This window comes from Roseateles sp. P4_D2, from assembly GCF_056401875.1.
Genome location: NZ_JBFUIM010000004.1, coordinates 22,037 through 37,374, shown reverse-complemented (window position 1 = coordinate 37,374; position 15,338 = coordinate 22,037). Strand labels below are relative to the sequence as shown.

The window sequence follows — 15,338 nt, the reverse complement described above, 5'->3', positions numbered from 1 at the left end:
GCATTCCCGCAGGTTATGTGCAGCGCACAAGCATTCATTGAACAGCGCGCAACACCTGGGGTGCGGCCCCCTGGGCGCTCCCCCGCGCGCCAGCGAACATCGGCGGCAATCGAATCACATGCAGGAGTCCTTGAGATGAAGTTGAATCGTCTGGCAACCCAGCTCGCCATCGTCGGCCTCGCCGGCCATACCGGCGCTGCCCTGGCGCAGAACGACAGCGCGCGACTGGAGCGCGTCGAGGTGACGGGTTCCAGCATCAAGCGGATCAAGGATGAGGGCGCCCTGCCCATCCAGGTGATCAGCCGGCGTGAGCTGGAGCGGGCCGGCATCGCGTCGGCCGAGCAGATGATCATGCAGCTCAACATCAACGGCAACGGCCTGGACAACCTGGCCGGCAATGCCGACGTGGTGGACGGCGCCGCGCGCGGCAACAACGGCGCCAGCAGCGCCAACCTGCGCGGCCAGGGCAGCAATGCGACGCTGATCCTGCTGAACGGCCGCCGCGTGGCGGCCCACGGCCTGAACGGGGGCACGGTCGACCTGAACCAGATTCCCTTCGCCGCCATCGACCGCGTCGAGATCCTCAAGGACGGCGCCTCGGCCATCTACGGTACCGACGCCATCGGTGGTGTCATCAACTTCATCCTGCGCCAGAACTACAGCGGCGTGACGATCAACGCGCTGGCCGACGTGCCGCAGCAAAAAGGCGGTGAGATCTACGGCGCCTCGGTGACGGCCGGCTACGGCAACCTGGATACCGACGGCTTCAACTTCCTGGCCTCGCTGTCGGTGCGCGACAACAAGGTGCTGCGCGGCGACCAGCGCGACTTCGTCAACACCTACCAGCCCGATCGCGGCCTGTCGCCCGACACGCGCGGCACGCCGATTGCGACGCTGTTCGCTGTGGCCGGCACCACGCCAACCGGCGCTGCGCTGGGCAACGTGCTCAGCCAGGGTGGCAACAACACCGCCGGGCCGTTCGACTTCGCCAACCCGGCGCTGCGCGTCAACGGCATCAACATCCTCGACCTGCCCGGCGGCGCCGGCTGCTCGTCGGTGGATGGCATGAGCCCTTACCAGGAGACGCTCTGGGCCACCGCGGCGTCCAAGTACGGCTGCGCCTGGGACACCGGCCGTGCCGCCGTCATCCAGCAGCCGATCAAGAACACCAACCTCGTCAGCCGCCTGACCTTCAAGCTGGGCGACCACCGCGTGTTCGGCGAGGCCGTGCTGGGCCGGGCCGAGTCCACCAAGAGCTTCTCGCCCAACCAGATCACCAGCGGTTCGGGCACCGCCACCATCAATCTGGCCGGCACTGTTTACCCCAGCCCCTTCCGCAACCTGCGCTACCCCAGCACCGGCGCAGGCTACAACGACGTGTTCAACGCACTGGTCAAGTCATTCCCGGCGCTGGAGGTCAACCGCGGCCTGCCGATGGCCTTCCGCTGGCGCTGCATGCCCTGCGGCAACCGCGAGATCGACACCACGGCCGACACCGCGCGCTTCCTGGTCGGCGCGGACGGTGCCTTGCCTTTCCTCACCGATTGGGACTACCGCGTCGGTTTCTCGCGCGCCGAGAGCAAAGGCAGCTCCACGGTCGGCAAGGGCTATCACTACTGGCAGCCCTTCGCCGACCTGATCAACACCGGCGTGCTCAATCCCTTCTCGCTGACGCAGACGCCCGAGGCCCTGAAGGCGCTGGACGCCATCACAGCCGAGGGCGTGACGCTGTACGGCGGCAAATTCACGATGGAGCAGGCCGACGCGACCGTGTCGGGCCCGGTGTTCAAGCTGCCCGGCGGCACGGTGATGGCTGCATTGGGTGTCGACTCGCGCACCGAAAAGTACAAGTTCGACGGCGACCAGCGCTCCAATGCCAACACCGTCGCCGCACAGATCTTCAACGTGCCCTTCGACAACGCACTGGCCACGGCCGGCACCCTCAAGCGCACCATCAAGGCAGTGTTCGCCGAGGTGGCCGTGCCAGTCATGAAGGACATGGAGATCACCGGCGCCATCCGTCGCGACGACTACACCGGCTTCGGCTCGACGACCAACCCCAAGGTCTCGCTGCGGTACAACCCGACCGAGCAGCTGCTGTTCCGCGGCGCCTACAGCACGGGCTTCCGCGTGCCGACCTTCAAGCAGATGTTCGACCCGATCACGGAGAGCACCTTCGTCGGCGCCGACTTCACCGACCCGGCCACCTGCTCCTCGCGCGTCGTCTCCAACACGCCGGGCTGCCAGTCCGTGCGCGACTTCAGCACCCTGTTCGGCGGCAAATCGACGCTGGGCCCTGAAGAGGCCAAGATGTACAGCGCGGGCGTCGTTTTCCAGCCAACGAAAGACCTGGTGGCCAGCCTGGACTGGTGGTCGATCGAACGCACCGGCACGATCCAGTCCTTCGGCCTGACGACGCTGGCCGAGAACTACCAGTACTTCAAGGACAACTTCATCCGTGACGGCAGCGGCAAGCTCCTCGCCGTCGACACCCGCTATGTGAACGCCGGCGAGACCAACACCAAGGGTCTGGAACTGGGCCTGCGCGGCAACACCAACGCCTTCGGCGCGGCGTGGACGGGCAGCTTCGACGTGTCCTACCTGCTCGACAAGAAGTCGCGCCTGGTGCCGAGCGCGCCGATGGGCAGCAGCGAGGTCGGCCGCTTCACCCGCGCCGGCGACCTGGGCATCCGCTGGAAGCACACCGCCACGCTGACCCGCACCGAGGGCGACTGGGCGGCCACGTTCCAGCATGTCTACCGCACCGGCTACCAGGACTTCGTGCTGCCCGGCGTGGCTAACGGCACCGTGACGCCGGCGAACTGGAACCCGCGCGTGGCGGCCTACTCCATCCTGAACGCCAGCCTGGCCTACGGCGGCATCAAGAACCTGACCATCACGGCCGGCATCAAGAACCTGCTCAACGAAGACCCGCCGTTCAGCGTCACCTACGACACCAACACCGGCGCCGGCTCCAGCTGGGAACCGCGCGTGGCCGACCCGCGCGGCCGCTCGTTCACGCTGCGCCTTGAGTACCGCATGTTCTGACCCCTCTGACTCCCTGCCGGCCCCGGAAGCCGGTTTCCAGCCCCGCCTGTGTCGGGGCTGTTTTTTTGATGAGTGCCAGTTGTGCCGCGAGGCGGCCCAACCCGCGCAAGCGCGGCACGCCTGGCGGCGCGTGACTGGCCCTCCTCACTCGGCTGCTTCGCAGTCGAGAAGGCCGTTCACACGAGGGTCAGCGTGCCGGCAGCGACGGCCATCTCGGCGGCTACGCCCAACGGCAGCGGCCGATTCGGCTGACCATGGCCCGAAGGCCAGCCGGCGAGCACCGGGCAGCGCAGCTTGGGGAGGTGATCAGCCAGCACGGCGTCGGGACTCTCAGCGCCGCTGAAGCTGCCAACGACAAGACCGGCAATACGGTCCAGCACGCCGGCCAGGCGCAGCTGGCTCAGCATGCGGTCGACACGATAGGGCTCTTCACTGATGTCCTCGATGAAGAGCAAGGCGCCGTCGGCATCGGGCAGATAAGGCGTGCCGAGCAACGCACAGAACATCGCCAGATTGCCGCCGATCAGGTGGCCCCTTGCGCTACCGCCGTGGCTGAGCGCATGTGGTGGAGGCTGACCGATGACGTCACCGACGCGCCAACCGCGGGCCAGGCCCTCGAACAGCGCATCGGTGTCGGCTTGCGCGCCGGGCAGGCCCCAGTCGCTGGCCGGCATGGGCGCGTGCAGGGACGGGATGCCCGCCTGGCTGCGCAGTGCATGCAGCACGGTCAGGTCGCTGTAGCCGATCAGCAGCTTGCGCGTGTGCGCCAGCAGGCCGAGGTCGATGCCATCCATCAGCCGGATGCAACCGGAGCCGCCGCGCAGCGCGAGCACGGCGTCGAACTGCGGGTCGCCGAAGGCCGCGTGCACGTCGGCCAGGCGCACGGCGTCGGGTGCGGCGAGGAAGTCCAGCGGTGGCGGGCCGAAGCAGCTTGGCAACAGACGGGCTTGATAACCGCGCTCGCACAACCAGCCTTCAACTGAATCGAGCCGACCTGGCTTGGGCGGGCCGGCCGGCGCGATGACGGCGACGCATGCGCCCGGGCGCAGCGGCGGGATCAGGAATTCGTCTTCAGCCATTGGTGAACGGCTGCGCCCAGGGCCGGCAGCTTCCAGGTTGTCGAAGCCTCCGGATGCGGTGCGTAACGCATCCCCAGGCTGGTGGTCACCGCAATCAAGTAGTGCAAGTCGCCGTCGTGCACGATGCCGGCATCGCTCGTGTAGTTCTGCGTGTTGCCGGTCTTGTGCGCGAAGTGCACCGGGATGCCGGGCACCCAACCCGGCAAGGCTCGCAGCGACTCGCTGCTGAGGTTGTGGTGCAGCTTCTGTGCATCGAGCGCGCGGCGGATGACTTCGCGGCTGGCGGGGCTGATCAGCGTGGGCTGGGCGGGCGCATCAGCGTCCAGCCGCCACATCAGCCGCAGTGCGTCCCAGGCCGTCATCTGGATCTGGCCCACGCCCGAGCCGGCCGCATTGCCCCAACCGCCATCGGGCTGGGTGTTGGCGATCATCAAGCCCGGCAGGCCAGCGGCAGCGAACAACTCGTGCATCTCGTTGTGCACCTCGCGGCCGCCTTCGCGACGGATGGCACGGCGCTCGTGCAGATGGGCAACCAGCGCCGAGGTCGCTTCGTTGCTGCTGACGGTGATCATGTCAAACAGCCAGTCGGCCATTGCGCGGGTCTTGCCCGTGAAGTTCAGAGGCAGCGCCCAGTCGCTGCGACCCGCATCGACGAGGTGACCGATGCCGACGGCCACCATCATCTTCAGCAACGAGGCCGGATAGGGCGCGACAAAGCGCGGCCCGCTGCCGAACCAGGCCGGGAAGTCGATGCGAGTCCAGTCCGCGCCAGGCAGCCAGGCGTAGGAATCGCCCTTGGCGTCGCGCACGTCGGCATGAAAGGCGATGTTGGCGACGGCACCGGTGGTGGCATCGAAGCGCGCAATCAGCCCCTGCGGATGCTCGCGCGAGAACAGCACATTGGCGCAGACCGGCGCCTTGCCGTCGCGCGGAAAAACCGCCACCGCGAGGTCGATGCTGGGCTGGGCATCCAGCGGCTCGCCGCCACGCAGGCTGTCGGCCGTCTGCTCGAAATGCCGGGCCTGGACGGCTTGCAGCAGCGCTGCAGCCAGGTCGTCTTTCCTCACAAGCTCAATCCCTCCAGGGGCAGCGGGCTCGCGCGGCCCGACACCAGTTCGGCCACGATGTTGGCCGTTGCGAAAGAGAACGTGAACCCCAGGGCACCATGCCCGACATTCAGCCACAGCCCGGGCACGCCGCTGGCGCCGAGGATGGGCGCGCCGCTGGGCGTGGCCGGGCGCAGGCCGGCCCAGGGCATGGCGCGGTCATAGTCGGCCGCGTGCGGGAAGGTGGCTCGCACCGAACGCTGCAGCGAGGCCAGCCGCCTGCCATCCAGACTCAGGTCGTCGCCGACCAGGTCGACCATGGCCGCGATGCGCAGCTCCTGGCCGATGCGGGCGTAGAGGATCTTCTTCTCGAAGTCGGTCACGCTGACCTCGGGCGGCCGGTGACCAGGCTGGATGGGCGCCGTCAGGCTGTAGCCCTTCAACGGGTAGATCGGCAGCTCGACGCCCACCGTGGCCGCCAGCGCCCGGCTGTGCAGGCCGGCGGCGAGGACGACCGCATCCGCGCCAATGCCGCCGAGTTCGGTCTGCACGCCCAGCACGCCGCCCTGGGCATCGCGCTGCAGGCTCTTGACGCGGCCGCCGAGCCGGCCGCGAAAGCGCTCGTGCTGGCCCAGCCTTTCGTACAGCGCCGTGCAGAAGGCATGGCAGTCGGCCACCGCCTCGCCGGGCGTGAAGATGCCGCCGGCCAGCGTGGCCTCGGTGTCAGCCAGGGCGGGTTCCAGCGCGACGCACTCGTCATGCGACAGGGCCTGTTCGGCACCACTGCCCTTCACACGGGCGGCGACACGCACGAACTCCGTCGGCTTGCGGTAGACGACCAGCTTGCCCGGCGTGCGCAGCGCGATGCTGTCGCCCAGCTGCGCCTGGGCCTGCAGCCGCGCGAACGAGGCCTGGCTGTAGGCGCCCAGGGCCAGCAGCCTCTCGGTGGTGCGCCGGTTGACCGGCCCGCGGCAATTGCGCAAAAAGGCGATCAACCAGGCCCATTGCGCCCAATGGGCCTCGGGTTTGAAGCGCAGCGGGCCGTCGGGGTCGAGCAACCAGCGCAGCGCCTTCAGCGGCACGCCAGCGTCGGCCAGCGGCGACACGTAGCGATAGCTGAGCTGGCCGCCATTGGCACGGCTGGCGCCCTGGGCCACCTCGCCGTCGCGCTCGATCAGCGTGACGCCGTGGCCACGCTCCAGCAGCGCCCAGGCGGTGGTCAGGCCCACCACACCGCCGCCGATCACCACGCAATGCTTCATCCTGCCCTGAACTTCTTGAACCTGGCGGCAGGGTAAAGACGGCGTGCGGCCGCTGCCAATGAAACCGGCGGCCACGGCCATAACCGTGCGACATGGGAGCGGGCGCACTCAGAGGCCGGGCGTCGGCCTGGCGCGGCGGTTGAAATGATCGTCAAGCACATCCAGATAGGCGCGCTGCGTGTCGGGCGGCAATGAGATGCGCAAGGTGTCGCGCAGCATCGCGGCGCCCTCTGGCGTACCCAGAGCCGCGTCGATGATGCGGATGGCCGCGTGGCCCCAGGCGGTGCGCGGACAGGCGATGCCGCTGACGATGGCCTCGCTCGCACCCTTGATGGGCAGCGCCGCCAGCGCCGGTTCGCCCGATTGTTCGTCCGCGGGCTGGCTGGCCTGGGCGATCAGGACGTTCGGGTAGTCGAGGGTGTAGTCCGCCCGGCGCTGCATGAGCATGGGCAACAGGCTGCTGCCGTAGTCGCCGCCGAACAGGTGCTGCACCTGCGGGCCGGCGGGCTGGGCCTTGATCAGCGCATCCAGGGCCGGCCCGTAGCTGCGTCCCTGGGCGAGCACGCCGCGCAGCGAGGCGTCGGCCAGCAGGGCCTTGAGGTCCACGGCGCCGTTTGCGTCCAGCGGCAGCGCGGCGCGGCGGTCCCGGCGCACGATGAGCTGGGGCGGCGGCACCAGCCAGGTGTCGGTGAAATAGGCCAGGCGCTCGCGCTCCGGTGTGCGCGCGGCGCCGGCATGGCAGGCCCGCCGACGCTCGCGGATGAGCACCCAGCTGCGCTCGGCATTGGCCACCGTGGGCTGCAAGGCCACACCGGGCAGCCGCGCCTGCAGCCAGCGCGTCAGCTCGTCTGCGGGGTGGCGCATGACGTCGCCATCCGGCACCACCATGGTGTTGCTGACCAGCCAGAGGATGGAGTCGACCGCCGGCGGCGCGTCGGCGGCCTTGCCGGTGCTGCTGGCTACCGCAATAGCAAGGGCAAGGCCGGCCTCCCGGACTCGCATGCGCGGGTCCTCAACCAGCCAGCACGGCCGCCATCGCCTCGGCGGTGGCTTCGACGTTGCGGGTGTTCAACCCGGCCACGCACATGCGGCCGGAGCGCAGGATGTAGACGCCGAACTCGGTCTTGAGCCGCTCGGCCTGCTCGGCGGTGAGGCCGGTGTAGCTGAACATGCCGCGCTGGGTCAGGAAGTAGCTGAAATCGCGGCCCGGCAGCTTGGCGGCGAGCACATCGTGCAGCTGGCGGCGCATGGACTGGATGCGCTCGCGCATGTCGGCCACTTCGGCCTCCCACATCTCGCGCAGCACCGGCGTGGTCAGCACCTTGGCCACGACCTGGCCGCCATGCATCGGCGGGTTGGAGTAGTTGCGGCGGATCATGAATTTCATCTGGCCGAGCACGCGCGCAGCCTGGTCGGCATCCGGGCAGACGACGCTCAGGCCTCCGCAGCGCTCGCCGTACAGGCTCATGCTCTTGGAGAAGCTGTTGGCGATCAGGAAGGACAGGCCCTCGTCGGCCAGCAGGCGCGGCGCAAAGGCGTCTTCGTCGATGCCGTCGCCATAGCCCTGGTAGGCCAGGTCCAGGAAGGGCAGCAGGCCGCGCTCGCGGATGACGGGCACCAGCGCGCGCCATTGGTCCTGCGTCAGGTCGACGCCGGTCGGGTTGTGGCAGCAGGCGTGCATGACGACGATGCTGCGCGTGGGCAGGGCCTTGAAGAAGGCCAGCATCGCGTCAAAGCGCAGGCCGCCGGTGGCCGGGTCGTAGTAGGGATAGGTCTCGCAGGTGTGGCCCGAACCCTCGAAGACCGCACGATGGTTGTCCCAGGTCGGGTCGGAAAGATAAATCTTGCTGTCCGGGAAATAGCGCTTCAGCAGATCGGCGCCGACCTTCAGGCCGCCACTGGAGCCGACACCCTGGATGGTGGCGATGCGGCCGGCCTTGATGGCCGGGTGATCCACGCCGAACAGCAGGGCCTGCACGGCGCTGCGAAAGTTGGCCGCGCCTTCCATCGGCAGATAGGGCCGCGGGCCGGCCACCTCGACAACGGCCAGTTCGGCCGCGCGCACCGAGGGCAGCATGGGGATGCGGCCGTCGTTGTCGAAATAGATGCCGATGGACAGGTTGATCTTGCCGGCGCGGGGGTCCTTCTGGAAGGCCTCGTTGAGGCTCAGGATGGGATCGCCGGCATAGGCATCGACGTGCTCGAACATGGGGTGGGTCTCCGATGGGAAGTGCCGATTATCCAGAGCCTCGTCATCAAGGCTGTGGACTGCGGTTGAACCCACCGGTGCTAGCCTGCGGCGGCTCAGGGAGAGCCCTATGCCGGTGCGTCATGTCTTCGTGTTGATGTTGGAGAACCGCTCCTTCGATCACTTCTTCGGGCTCAGCGGCCGCGTGCCCCGGCCCGCCGACCCTCGCTTCGGCCCCGGCGCCACCGACCGCGCCAGCGCTGATCCGCCGCACGAGTTCGATGCCGTTCGCCAGCAGATCAACGGCGGCGCGATGGACGGCTTCCAGGGCGTCGGCTGGCAGGGCTTCGAGCCTGCACAGGTGCCCGTGATCCAGCAGCTCGCCGACGAGTTCCTGCTGTTCGACAACTGGTTCTCTTCCCTGCCGGGCCCGACCTGGCCCAACCGCTTCTTCGTGCATGCCGCGTCCAGCGGCGGCCTGGCCACCAGCCCGACGAACCTGCAGATCGCCGGCTCGGTGATCGCGAGCAATTCGGTCTTCCGCTTCGAGCACGGCACCCTCTTCGACCGCCTCAACCAGCGTAGCCAGCCCTGGCGCATCTATCACGGCGACGTCGTTCCCCAGGTGCTGGCCCTGCCCGGCATGGCCAGCACCTTCATCAAGCCCAACGAACGCTTTCATCCGTTCAGCAATGGCGATGAAGAGCACCCCGTGCACAGCGATTTCGCGACCGACGTCGCCCACGCCAACTACGCCCCCGTCTACACCTTCATCGAGCCCGCCTATGACCCCAGCGGCAGCTTCGGCAGCGGCAACTCCCAGCACCCGCTGGGCCGGGTCAGCGCCGGCGAGGCGCTGATCAAGTCCACCTACGAGAGCCTGCGCAATTCGCCACTGTGGCCCGACAGCCTGCTGCTCATCACCTGGGACGAGCATGGCGGCTTCTACGACCGGGAGCCGCCGCCGGGCGCCACCCCGCCGGGCGACGCGCCGCTGAACCGGCCGACGCCCGACGTGGGCTTCGCCTTTGACCGCCTGGGCGTGCGCGTGCCCGCCCTGCTCGTCTCGCCGTGGGTGGCGCGCGGCAGCCTGGGCAGCCAGGTTTTCCCCGGCCAGTCTTTCGACCACAGCTCGGTGGTCAGATCGGTGTTCGACACCTTCGGCCTCGGCCCGGCGCTGACAGCCCGTGACGCGGCAGCGCCCAGCTGGACCTCCGGCCTGCTGGCCGCGGCCCGCCAGGGCGCCGCCGCCGGCCCGCTGACGCTGGCGGACCCGGTGCGCGATGCCGCGCCGGCCGCCGCGCCGCCTCACCGCGACGAGGTGGACGGCTTCCTCGCCGGCCGCGCGCTGATCGCGCACGAGCTCGACCGTGCGATGACGGCCGCATCGGGCGATCGCCCCGTCGGCAATCTGAAGCCGCTGACGCCGGCCCAGTTCCGCGCCAAGCGCAAGGCGGCGCTGAACGATCCCGAATTCCCGTCGCACGTCGCCCAGTACGTGCAGGAGGTGGGTGCACGCGCTCAGGCGCACCGTGACCGCGTGAAGCGCCGGGCCCGACGCACGGCGGCGGCGCCGGTCTAGCGCCAGGCCACCCAGCGCCCGTGCGGGTGGCTCCAGCCCAGCGCTCGCTCAGCGACCCGGCCGGCTTCGAGGTGGCGCAGCGTCCACAAGGTCATCGACGAGGCGGCCTCGTCGGCAGGCAGGACCGGTTCGGGAGGCACCGCCTCTTGCGCACTCAAAGCCGGCAGATCGCCGCAGATCCAGGCCAGGCCGTGGCTCAGCGCCAGCCGGTCGACCGTCGTGCGCAGCCGGTCGAGGTCGGCGTCATTCAAGTAGTACAGCACCCAGCTCGTCAGCAGCACCGGTTGAACGCCCGCGGGCAGACCGGCCAGCCACGGCTCGATCGCGGCGATGCAGTCGTCGGCCTGGCGCACCGTGTGCGGCAGAGACCGCATCTGATGCGCGGCGCGAGCCAGGCGTTCGCGGCGGGTGGCGTCGTGCGGCCACAAACAGGCCTGCAACCAGCGCAGGCGCTCCGGGTCGCCCGGATCGACGGGGGCGGGATCGAGGCCGTAGCGCAGCGTCAGTCGCCAGTCGGCGGCCGCGGGCGGCGGCGCAGTGCCCAGCCAGCGCGATTCGATCTCGGCGCGCCGACCATCGCGGGCCGGACCGCGCTCATGCCAGCGACCATCGTCAGTGCGATAGCGCAGCGCGTATTGGTCGACACCGAGGTTGAGGCCGGCACTGCAACCCAGGTCCAACAGCGCGAGGTGGCGGGCGCCGGTGGCACGCGCCGCATCGCCTAAAGCCGGCCAGAGGGCCGCGCCGCGGGCGATCTCGTTGGTCTGCGTCGCGCCATGACGCAGGTGATGCAGCAGCGCCGGCCATTCGCGCTCGAGGCAGGCCGACAGCGCGGTGGCCAAGGCCGCGTCCGGCTCACGGCTGCCGCCGGCGCTGGGATAGTAGGCGGCCAGTTCGGGCGCCGCACCGGCCAGCACGCGTTCATGCAAGGCCGCCAGCAGCAGATTGGCCTTGCGCTGCTCGGGGGGCGCCTCGGCCAGCAGGGCCAGCGCCCGGTCGTCGTGGGCGGCCACGCCGCACAGCGCAACGTAGAGCGGTTCCTGGCTGCATTCCTCGCGCCCGAAACGGGCCAGCAGCATCGACAGGTCAGGTCTTTCCATGCACCCAGCATAGGCAGGCCGGGCGTCGCCTTGTGTCGGCCAGCCGACAATGCAGCATGTCCCACGACCCCGCCTTGCAGCGCGTCTTCGCGGCCCATTTCCCGGGGATCGCGTTGCCAATCGACATCGCGGCCGGCATCGCACGGCGACGCCTGGCCGATGGGCGCAGCCTCTTCGTGCAGGGCCAGAAAACGGCGGCCTTCTACGCGGTCGCGGCCGGCGAGATCGAGACCCGTTTCACGGCCGCGGACGGCACGGTGTCGGTCATCGAGAACGTCGGCCCGCCGCGACTCTTCGGCCTCGCCGCCTTCGCCGCCGGCCAGCCTTCGGAATACGAGGCGATCGCGCGCGGCGCCACCGAGGTGCTGGTCTTCGGCCGCGAGGCCTATACGCGCCTGATGGACGAGGTGCCGGGCTTCGCGCGCGCCCTGCTGGCCGAGTTAGCCCGCCGCTATGACGGCACGCTGCGCCTGCTGCAGGCGGCGCGCCACCAGGGTGCAGCCGAACGCTTCGCATTGGCGCTGGCGCAGCTGGCCCGCGAGCGTGGCCGTGCGGCTGACGAGGGTTGGGTCGAAGTGCAGGCCACGCAGGCCGAGCTGGCGCGCCTGGCCCATCTGTCGCGGCAGACGGCCAACGAGCTGCTGGGCGAGGCGGAGGCCGCCGGCCAGGTCAGGCGGGGCCGAGGCCGCTGGCTGTGGCGGGCTCGGTAACGGCCGGAACGGGCGTGCAGGACGGCACGCTCGCTCGCCGCGTTACATGTCGGCGCGCCGGGCTTCGGCCGTAATGTGGCAACCACCGGCCCGGGCTTCCCGACCCGCCGGCGTTTTTCCGGAGCTACTGCCTTGTCCGACATCCAATCCATCGTCATCGTGGGCGGCGGCAGCGCCGGCTGGCTGGCGGCCTGCTTCCTGCAGCGCGCCCTCGGCGCGGTGCGCCAGACACCCTTGCCCATCACGCTGATCGAGTCACCGCGCATTGCCGGCATCGGCGTGGGCGAGGCCACGCTGCCGACGCTGCGCGGCATGATGCAGGCGCTGGGCCTGCCCGAGGCCGCCCTGTTCGGCGCGGCCGATGCGACGCTGAACAACGGCGTGCGCTTTCACGGCTGGCGCAGCGGCGGCAGCGCGGCCGACGACAGTTACGACCACCCCTTCGACGCGCCCCCGCCCTTCGGCGGCTTCGCGACGACGGCCCACTGGCTGAACCTGATGCAGCGCGGCCTGACCCAACAGCCCATGGCCCAGGCCTGCACGGTGCAGACGACGCTGTTCGACGGCCACCAGTCACCGAAGCTGATGGACTCGCCCGACTACCAGGCGCCGGTCAACTATGGCTACCACCTGGATGCCGCCAAGCTGGCCATGCTGCTGCAGCAGACCGCGCTGCGGCGCGGCGTGCGCCATGTGCAGGGCGAGGTGGCCCAGGTGCAGCGCGGCGCAGCCGGCATCGAGGCGGTCGAACTGGCCGACGGCCGGCGCTTTGCCGCCAGCTTCTTCGTCGACTGCAGCGGGGCAGATTCACTGCTGCTGCAGCGGGCCCTGGGCGTGCCCTGGGTGTCCTATGCCGACTGGCTGCCCTGCGACCGCAGCATCGCCGTGCCGGTGGCCTATGCGCGGGACGACACCGCGCTGCGCAGCCACACCGCCATCACGGCCCAGGACGCCGGCTGGAGCTGGGAGATCGACCTGCAAAGCCGCCGCGGCACGGGCTATGTCTATGCGTCGCGCTTTTGCAGCGACGACGAGGCCCTGCAGCGGCTGCAACAGCTCAATGCCGGGCACCGCGCGCTGGCCGCGCCTCATTTCACGACGCTGCGGGCCGGCCATGCCGCGCGGATCTGGGAGCAGAACTGCCTGGCCCTGGGTGCGGCGGGCGGCTTCGTCGAGCCGCTGGAGTCCACCAGCCTCTACCTGGTCGAATGGGCGCTGCAGATGTTCGTCGACCATGTCGCGCCCTCGGGCAACAGCGCGGTTTGCCGCGACCGGCTGAACCGCCTGGCGGGCGACTTCCACGAGGAGCTGCGCGACTTCATCGTCGCCCACTACACACTCTCGCAACGGCGTGACACGCCGTTCTGGCGTACCTGCACCGACGCAGCGGCCCTGCCGCCGCGCCTCGTCGAGTTGCTGGCCCTGTGGGATGCCAAGGTGCCGACGGCCACCGATCTGGACAGTCGCCTGTCGCCCTTCGGCCCGTCCAACTGGTCCTATGTGCTGGCCGGCCTGCATCGCCTGCCCAGCCAGGGCATCGGCCTGGCCGCCCACATCTCCGCGGAGGTCAGCCAGCAGGCCCTGGCCCATGTGCGTGACGTCCGCCGCGCGGCATCGGAGCAGTCACCGACGATGCGGGACTATCTGCGCAGCCAGCAGGGGATGGCCCCGCAGGTAACAGCTCACTGAAGCGAGTCAGGTCGCGGCGAGTGCCGCTTCAATGTCGCCCCGCATCTTTTCAGGCGGGTCATTTGGCGCATAGCGCTTGATGACCTGGCCGTCGCGGCCGATCAGGAACTTGGTGAAGTTCCACTTGATGGCCTCGGTGCCCAGGAAGCCCGGCTTCTCGCTCTTCAGGAACTTCCACAGCGGGTGGGCCTCGCCGCCATTGACCTTGGTCTTGGCCATCATCGGGAAGCTGACGCCGTAGTTCAGCTCGCAAAAAGACGCGATCTGGTCGTTGCTGCCTGGGTCCTGGCCGCCGAACTCGTTGCTCGGGAAGCCAATGACGACCAGCCCCCTGGGGCCGTAATCCTCCCAAAGCTGCTCCAGGCCCTTGAACTGCGGCGTGAAACCGCATTCGCTGGCCGTGTTGACGATGAGCAGGACCTTGCCGCGCTGCGAGGCCAGGTCGGCCGGCTCGCCGCGGATGGAAACGGCCTGGAAGTCGAAGACGCTCTCGCTCATGGGCTTCCTCCCTAGAAAGGCCGTCCATACTAACCCCAGGCAGGCCCGAGGGTTTGTAGCATGGCGCCGCCCGCGCGGCTGGCCGTCCAATCGCGCGAACTTGGCGCCCCGTCCTCCGGGACAGGCTCACGTCAGCAACTTCGGAAACCACCCCATTCATGGATCACCTGGCTTGCTACACCCCGGCCGACCTGGCCGGACGCACCCCGCCCGACTTCAGCACCTTCCGCTGGAAGCTGCTGGCCCAGGGCGACTCGTGGTTCTCGAATGCGCGCGCCAAGCTCAACGCCCACGCCAACCTGCTGCAGGAGCTGGTCTTCAAGTCCAACACGGCCGCGGTCAATTGCGCCGGCACCGGCAATGCGCTGTCGCACATGGTGGACCTCGAGTCCAGCCCGGACTTCGTGCGCCTCTTGACCGGCCCCGACGCGCCGACCTGGGACGGCATCCTGCTGTCCGTCGGTGGCAATGACCTGATCGCCGCGGCACGCACGCCGGCCCAGAACTGGAATGGCGAGCCCATCCCCCTGGAGCTGCGCCTGCTGCGCCGCCAGACCGAATGGGGGCCGCCTTCGGCCGGCGTCGCGCGCTATTTCTCCGAGCCCGGCTGGGCGACCTATTCCGACTACCTGCGTGCCAACGTCAAGCACCTGCTGTCCTTGCGCGACCAGGGCCCGTCCACGGGCAAGCCCGTCTTCATGCATTGCTACGCCGTGCCCATGCCGCGCCCGGCGGCCGCCGAGGGCGGCGATGACCTGGGCGCGGGCGGCCCCTGGCTTTACCCGGCGCTGAAGGCCTATGGCGTGCCCGCCGCCGATTGGGCTGCCGTCAGCCGGCTGATGGTCTTCCATCTGGCCCAGCTGCTGAAGAGCATGGCCGCAGACAAGGAAGCCTTCCGCGGCCTCTTCATCTTTGATTCGACCGCCGTGCCGCTAGCCCTGGCCGCGCCGGGCTCCACCGGCATCAGCGGCGACTGGCACAACGAGATCCACCTCAACCACAGCGGCTGCTTCAAGATCGCACGCGCCTGGAGCGAGCACATCGAGATGGTGCTGGAAGGCAAGCACCTGATCCCGGTTCCCACCGGCCGCAAGGGCCGCGGCAGCAGCGCCAGCAGCTGAACGTCCCGTCTTTCT

The 15,338-nt window shown here is 69.4% G+C and carries 12 protein-coding genes; 5 read left to right on the top strand and 7 right to left on the bottom strand.

The genetic code is table 11. The features are described 5' to 3' along the window. Positions 1-135: 135 nt before the first annotated feature. Positions 136-3,048, top strand: coding sequence for a TonB-dependent receptor domain-containing protein (locus AC1DW0_RS08255; RefSeq protein WP_477945362.1), 2,913 nt, complete (start codon positions 136-138; stop codon positions 3,046-3,048). Between the two features lie 176 nt (positions 3,049-3,224). Here AC1DW0_RS08255 and AC1DW0_RS08250 read toward each other — a convergent pair whose 3' ends face one another. The 5 genes from AC1DW0_RS08250 to AC1DW0_RS08230 all read right to left on the bottom strand — a co-directional run bounded on the left by AC1DW0_RS08250 (position 3,225) and on the right by AC1DW0_RS08230 (position 8,644). Then, positions 3,225-4,127 (bottom strand): S66 peptidase family protein, encoded by a 903-nt coding sequence (locus AC1DW0_RS08250; RefSeq protein ID WP_477945361.1) that lies wholly within the window; start codon positions 4,125-4,127, stop codon positions 3,225-3,227. Then, positions 4,106-5,194, bottom strand: a complete 1,089-nt coding sequence (locus tag AC1DW0_RS08245; protein WP_477945360.1) for a serine hydrolase — start codon at positions 5,192-5,194, stop codon at positions 4,106-4,108. The genes AC1DW0_RS08250 and AC1DW0_RS08245 overlap by 22 nt, the downstream gene beginning before the upstream one ends. Next, entirely contained in the window at positions 5,191-6,435 is a 1,245-nt protein-coding gene (locus AC1DW0_RS08240) for a D-amino acid dehydrogenase (protein ID WP_477945359.1), read from the bottom strand. The genes AC1DW0_RS08245 and AC1DW0_RS08240 overlap by 4 nt, the downstream gene beginning before the upstream one ends. Positions 6,436-6,543: 108 nt before the next feature. After that, a complete protein-coding gene (locus tag AC1DW0_RS08235; RefSeq protein ID WP_477945358.1) occupies positions 6,544-7,437 on the bottom strand; it encodes a hypothetical protein in 894 nt (297 codons plus the stop codon). Positions 7,438-7,447: 10 nt separating this feature from the next. Next, complete coding sequence (locus AC1DW0_RS08230) at positions 7,448-8,644, bottom strand: amino acid aminotransferase (RefSeq protein ID WP_457447729.1); 1,197 nt, start codon at positions 8,642-8,644, stop codon at positions 7,448-7,450. A gap of 109 nt (positions 8,645-8,753) precedes the next feature. Between AC1DW0_RS08230 and AC1DW0_RS08225 the strand changes: the two genes are divergently transcribed. Beyond that, on the top strand, positions 8,754-10,205 hold the full coding sequence (locus AC1DW0_RS08225) for an alkaline phosphatase family protein (RefSeq protein WP_457351045.1): 1,452 nt from the start codon (positions 8,754-8,756) through the stop codon (positions 10,203-10,205). On the opposite strand, the gene AC1DW0_RS08220 is transcribed toward AC1DW0_RS08225, so the two are convergent. Beyond that, the gene (locus tag AC1DW0_RS08220; RefSeq protein WP_477945357.1) at positions 10,202-11,305 is read right to left on the bottom strand and encodes a DUF2332 domain-containing protein; all 1,104 of its coding nucleotides are present in this window, start codon (positions 11,303-11,305) and stop codon (positions 10,202-10,204) included. The genes AC1DW0_RS08225 and AC1DW0_RS08220 overlap by 4 nt on opposite strands. 56 nt (positions 11,306-11,361) lie before the next feature. Between AC1DW0_RS08220 and AC1DW0_RS08215 the strand changes: the two genes are divergently transcribed. After that, complete coding sequence (locus tag AC1DW0_RS08215) at positions 11,362-12,015, top strand: Crp/Fnr family transcriptional regulator (protein WP_477945356.1); 654 nt, start codon at positions 11,362-11,364, stop codon at positions 12,013-12,015. Positions 12,016-12,147: 132 nt separating this feature from the next. Beyond that, complete coding sequence (locus AC1DW0_RS08210; protein ID WP_457351050.1) at positions 12,148-13,704, top strand: tryptophan halogenase family protein; 1,557 nt, start codon at positions 12,148-12,150, stop codon at positions 13,702-13,704. A gap of 6 nt (positions 13,705-13,710) precedes the next feature. Here AC1DW0_RS08210 and AC1DW0_RS08205 read toward each other — a convergent pair whose 3' ends face one another. Next, positions 13,711-14,202 carry a glutathione peroxidase gene (locus AC1DW0_RS08205; protein ID WP_457351051.1) on the bottom strand — a complete coding sequence of 164 codons (492 nt, stop codon included), beginning with the start codon at positions 14,200-14,202 and terminating at the stop codon, positions 13,711-13,713. Between the two features lie 158 nt (positions 14,203-14,360). Between AC1DW0_RS08205 and AC1DW0_RS08200 the strand changes: the two genes are divergently transcribed. Continuing rightward, positions 14,361-15,323 (top strand): hypothetical protein, encoded by a 963-nt coding sequence (locus AC1DW0_RS08200; protein WP_457351053.1) that lies wholly within the window; start codon positions 14,361-14,363, stop codon positions 15,321-15,323. The last annotated feature ends 15 nt before the right edge of the window (positions 15,324-15,338 follow it).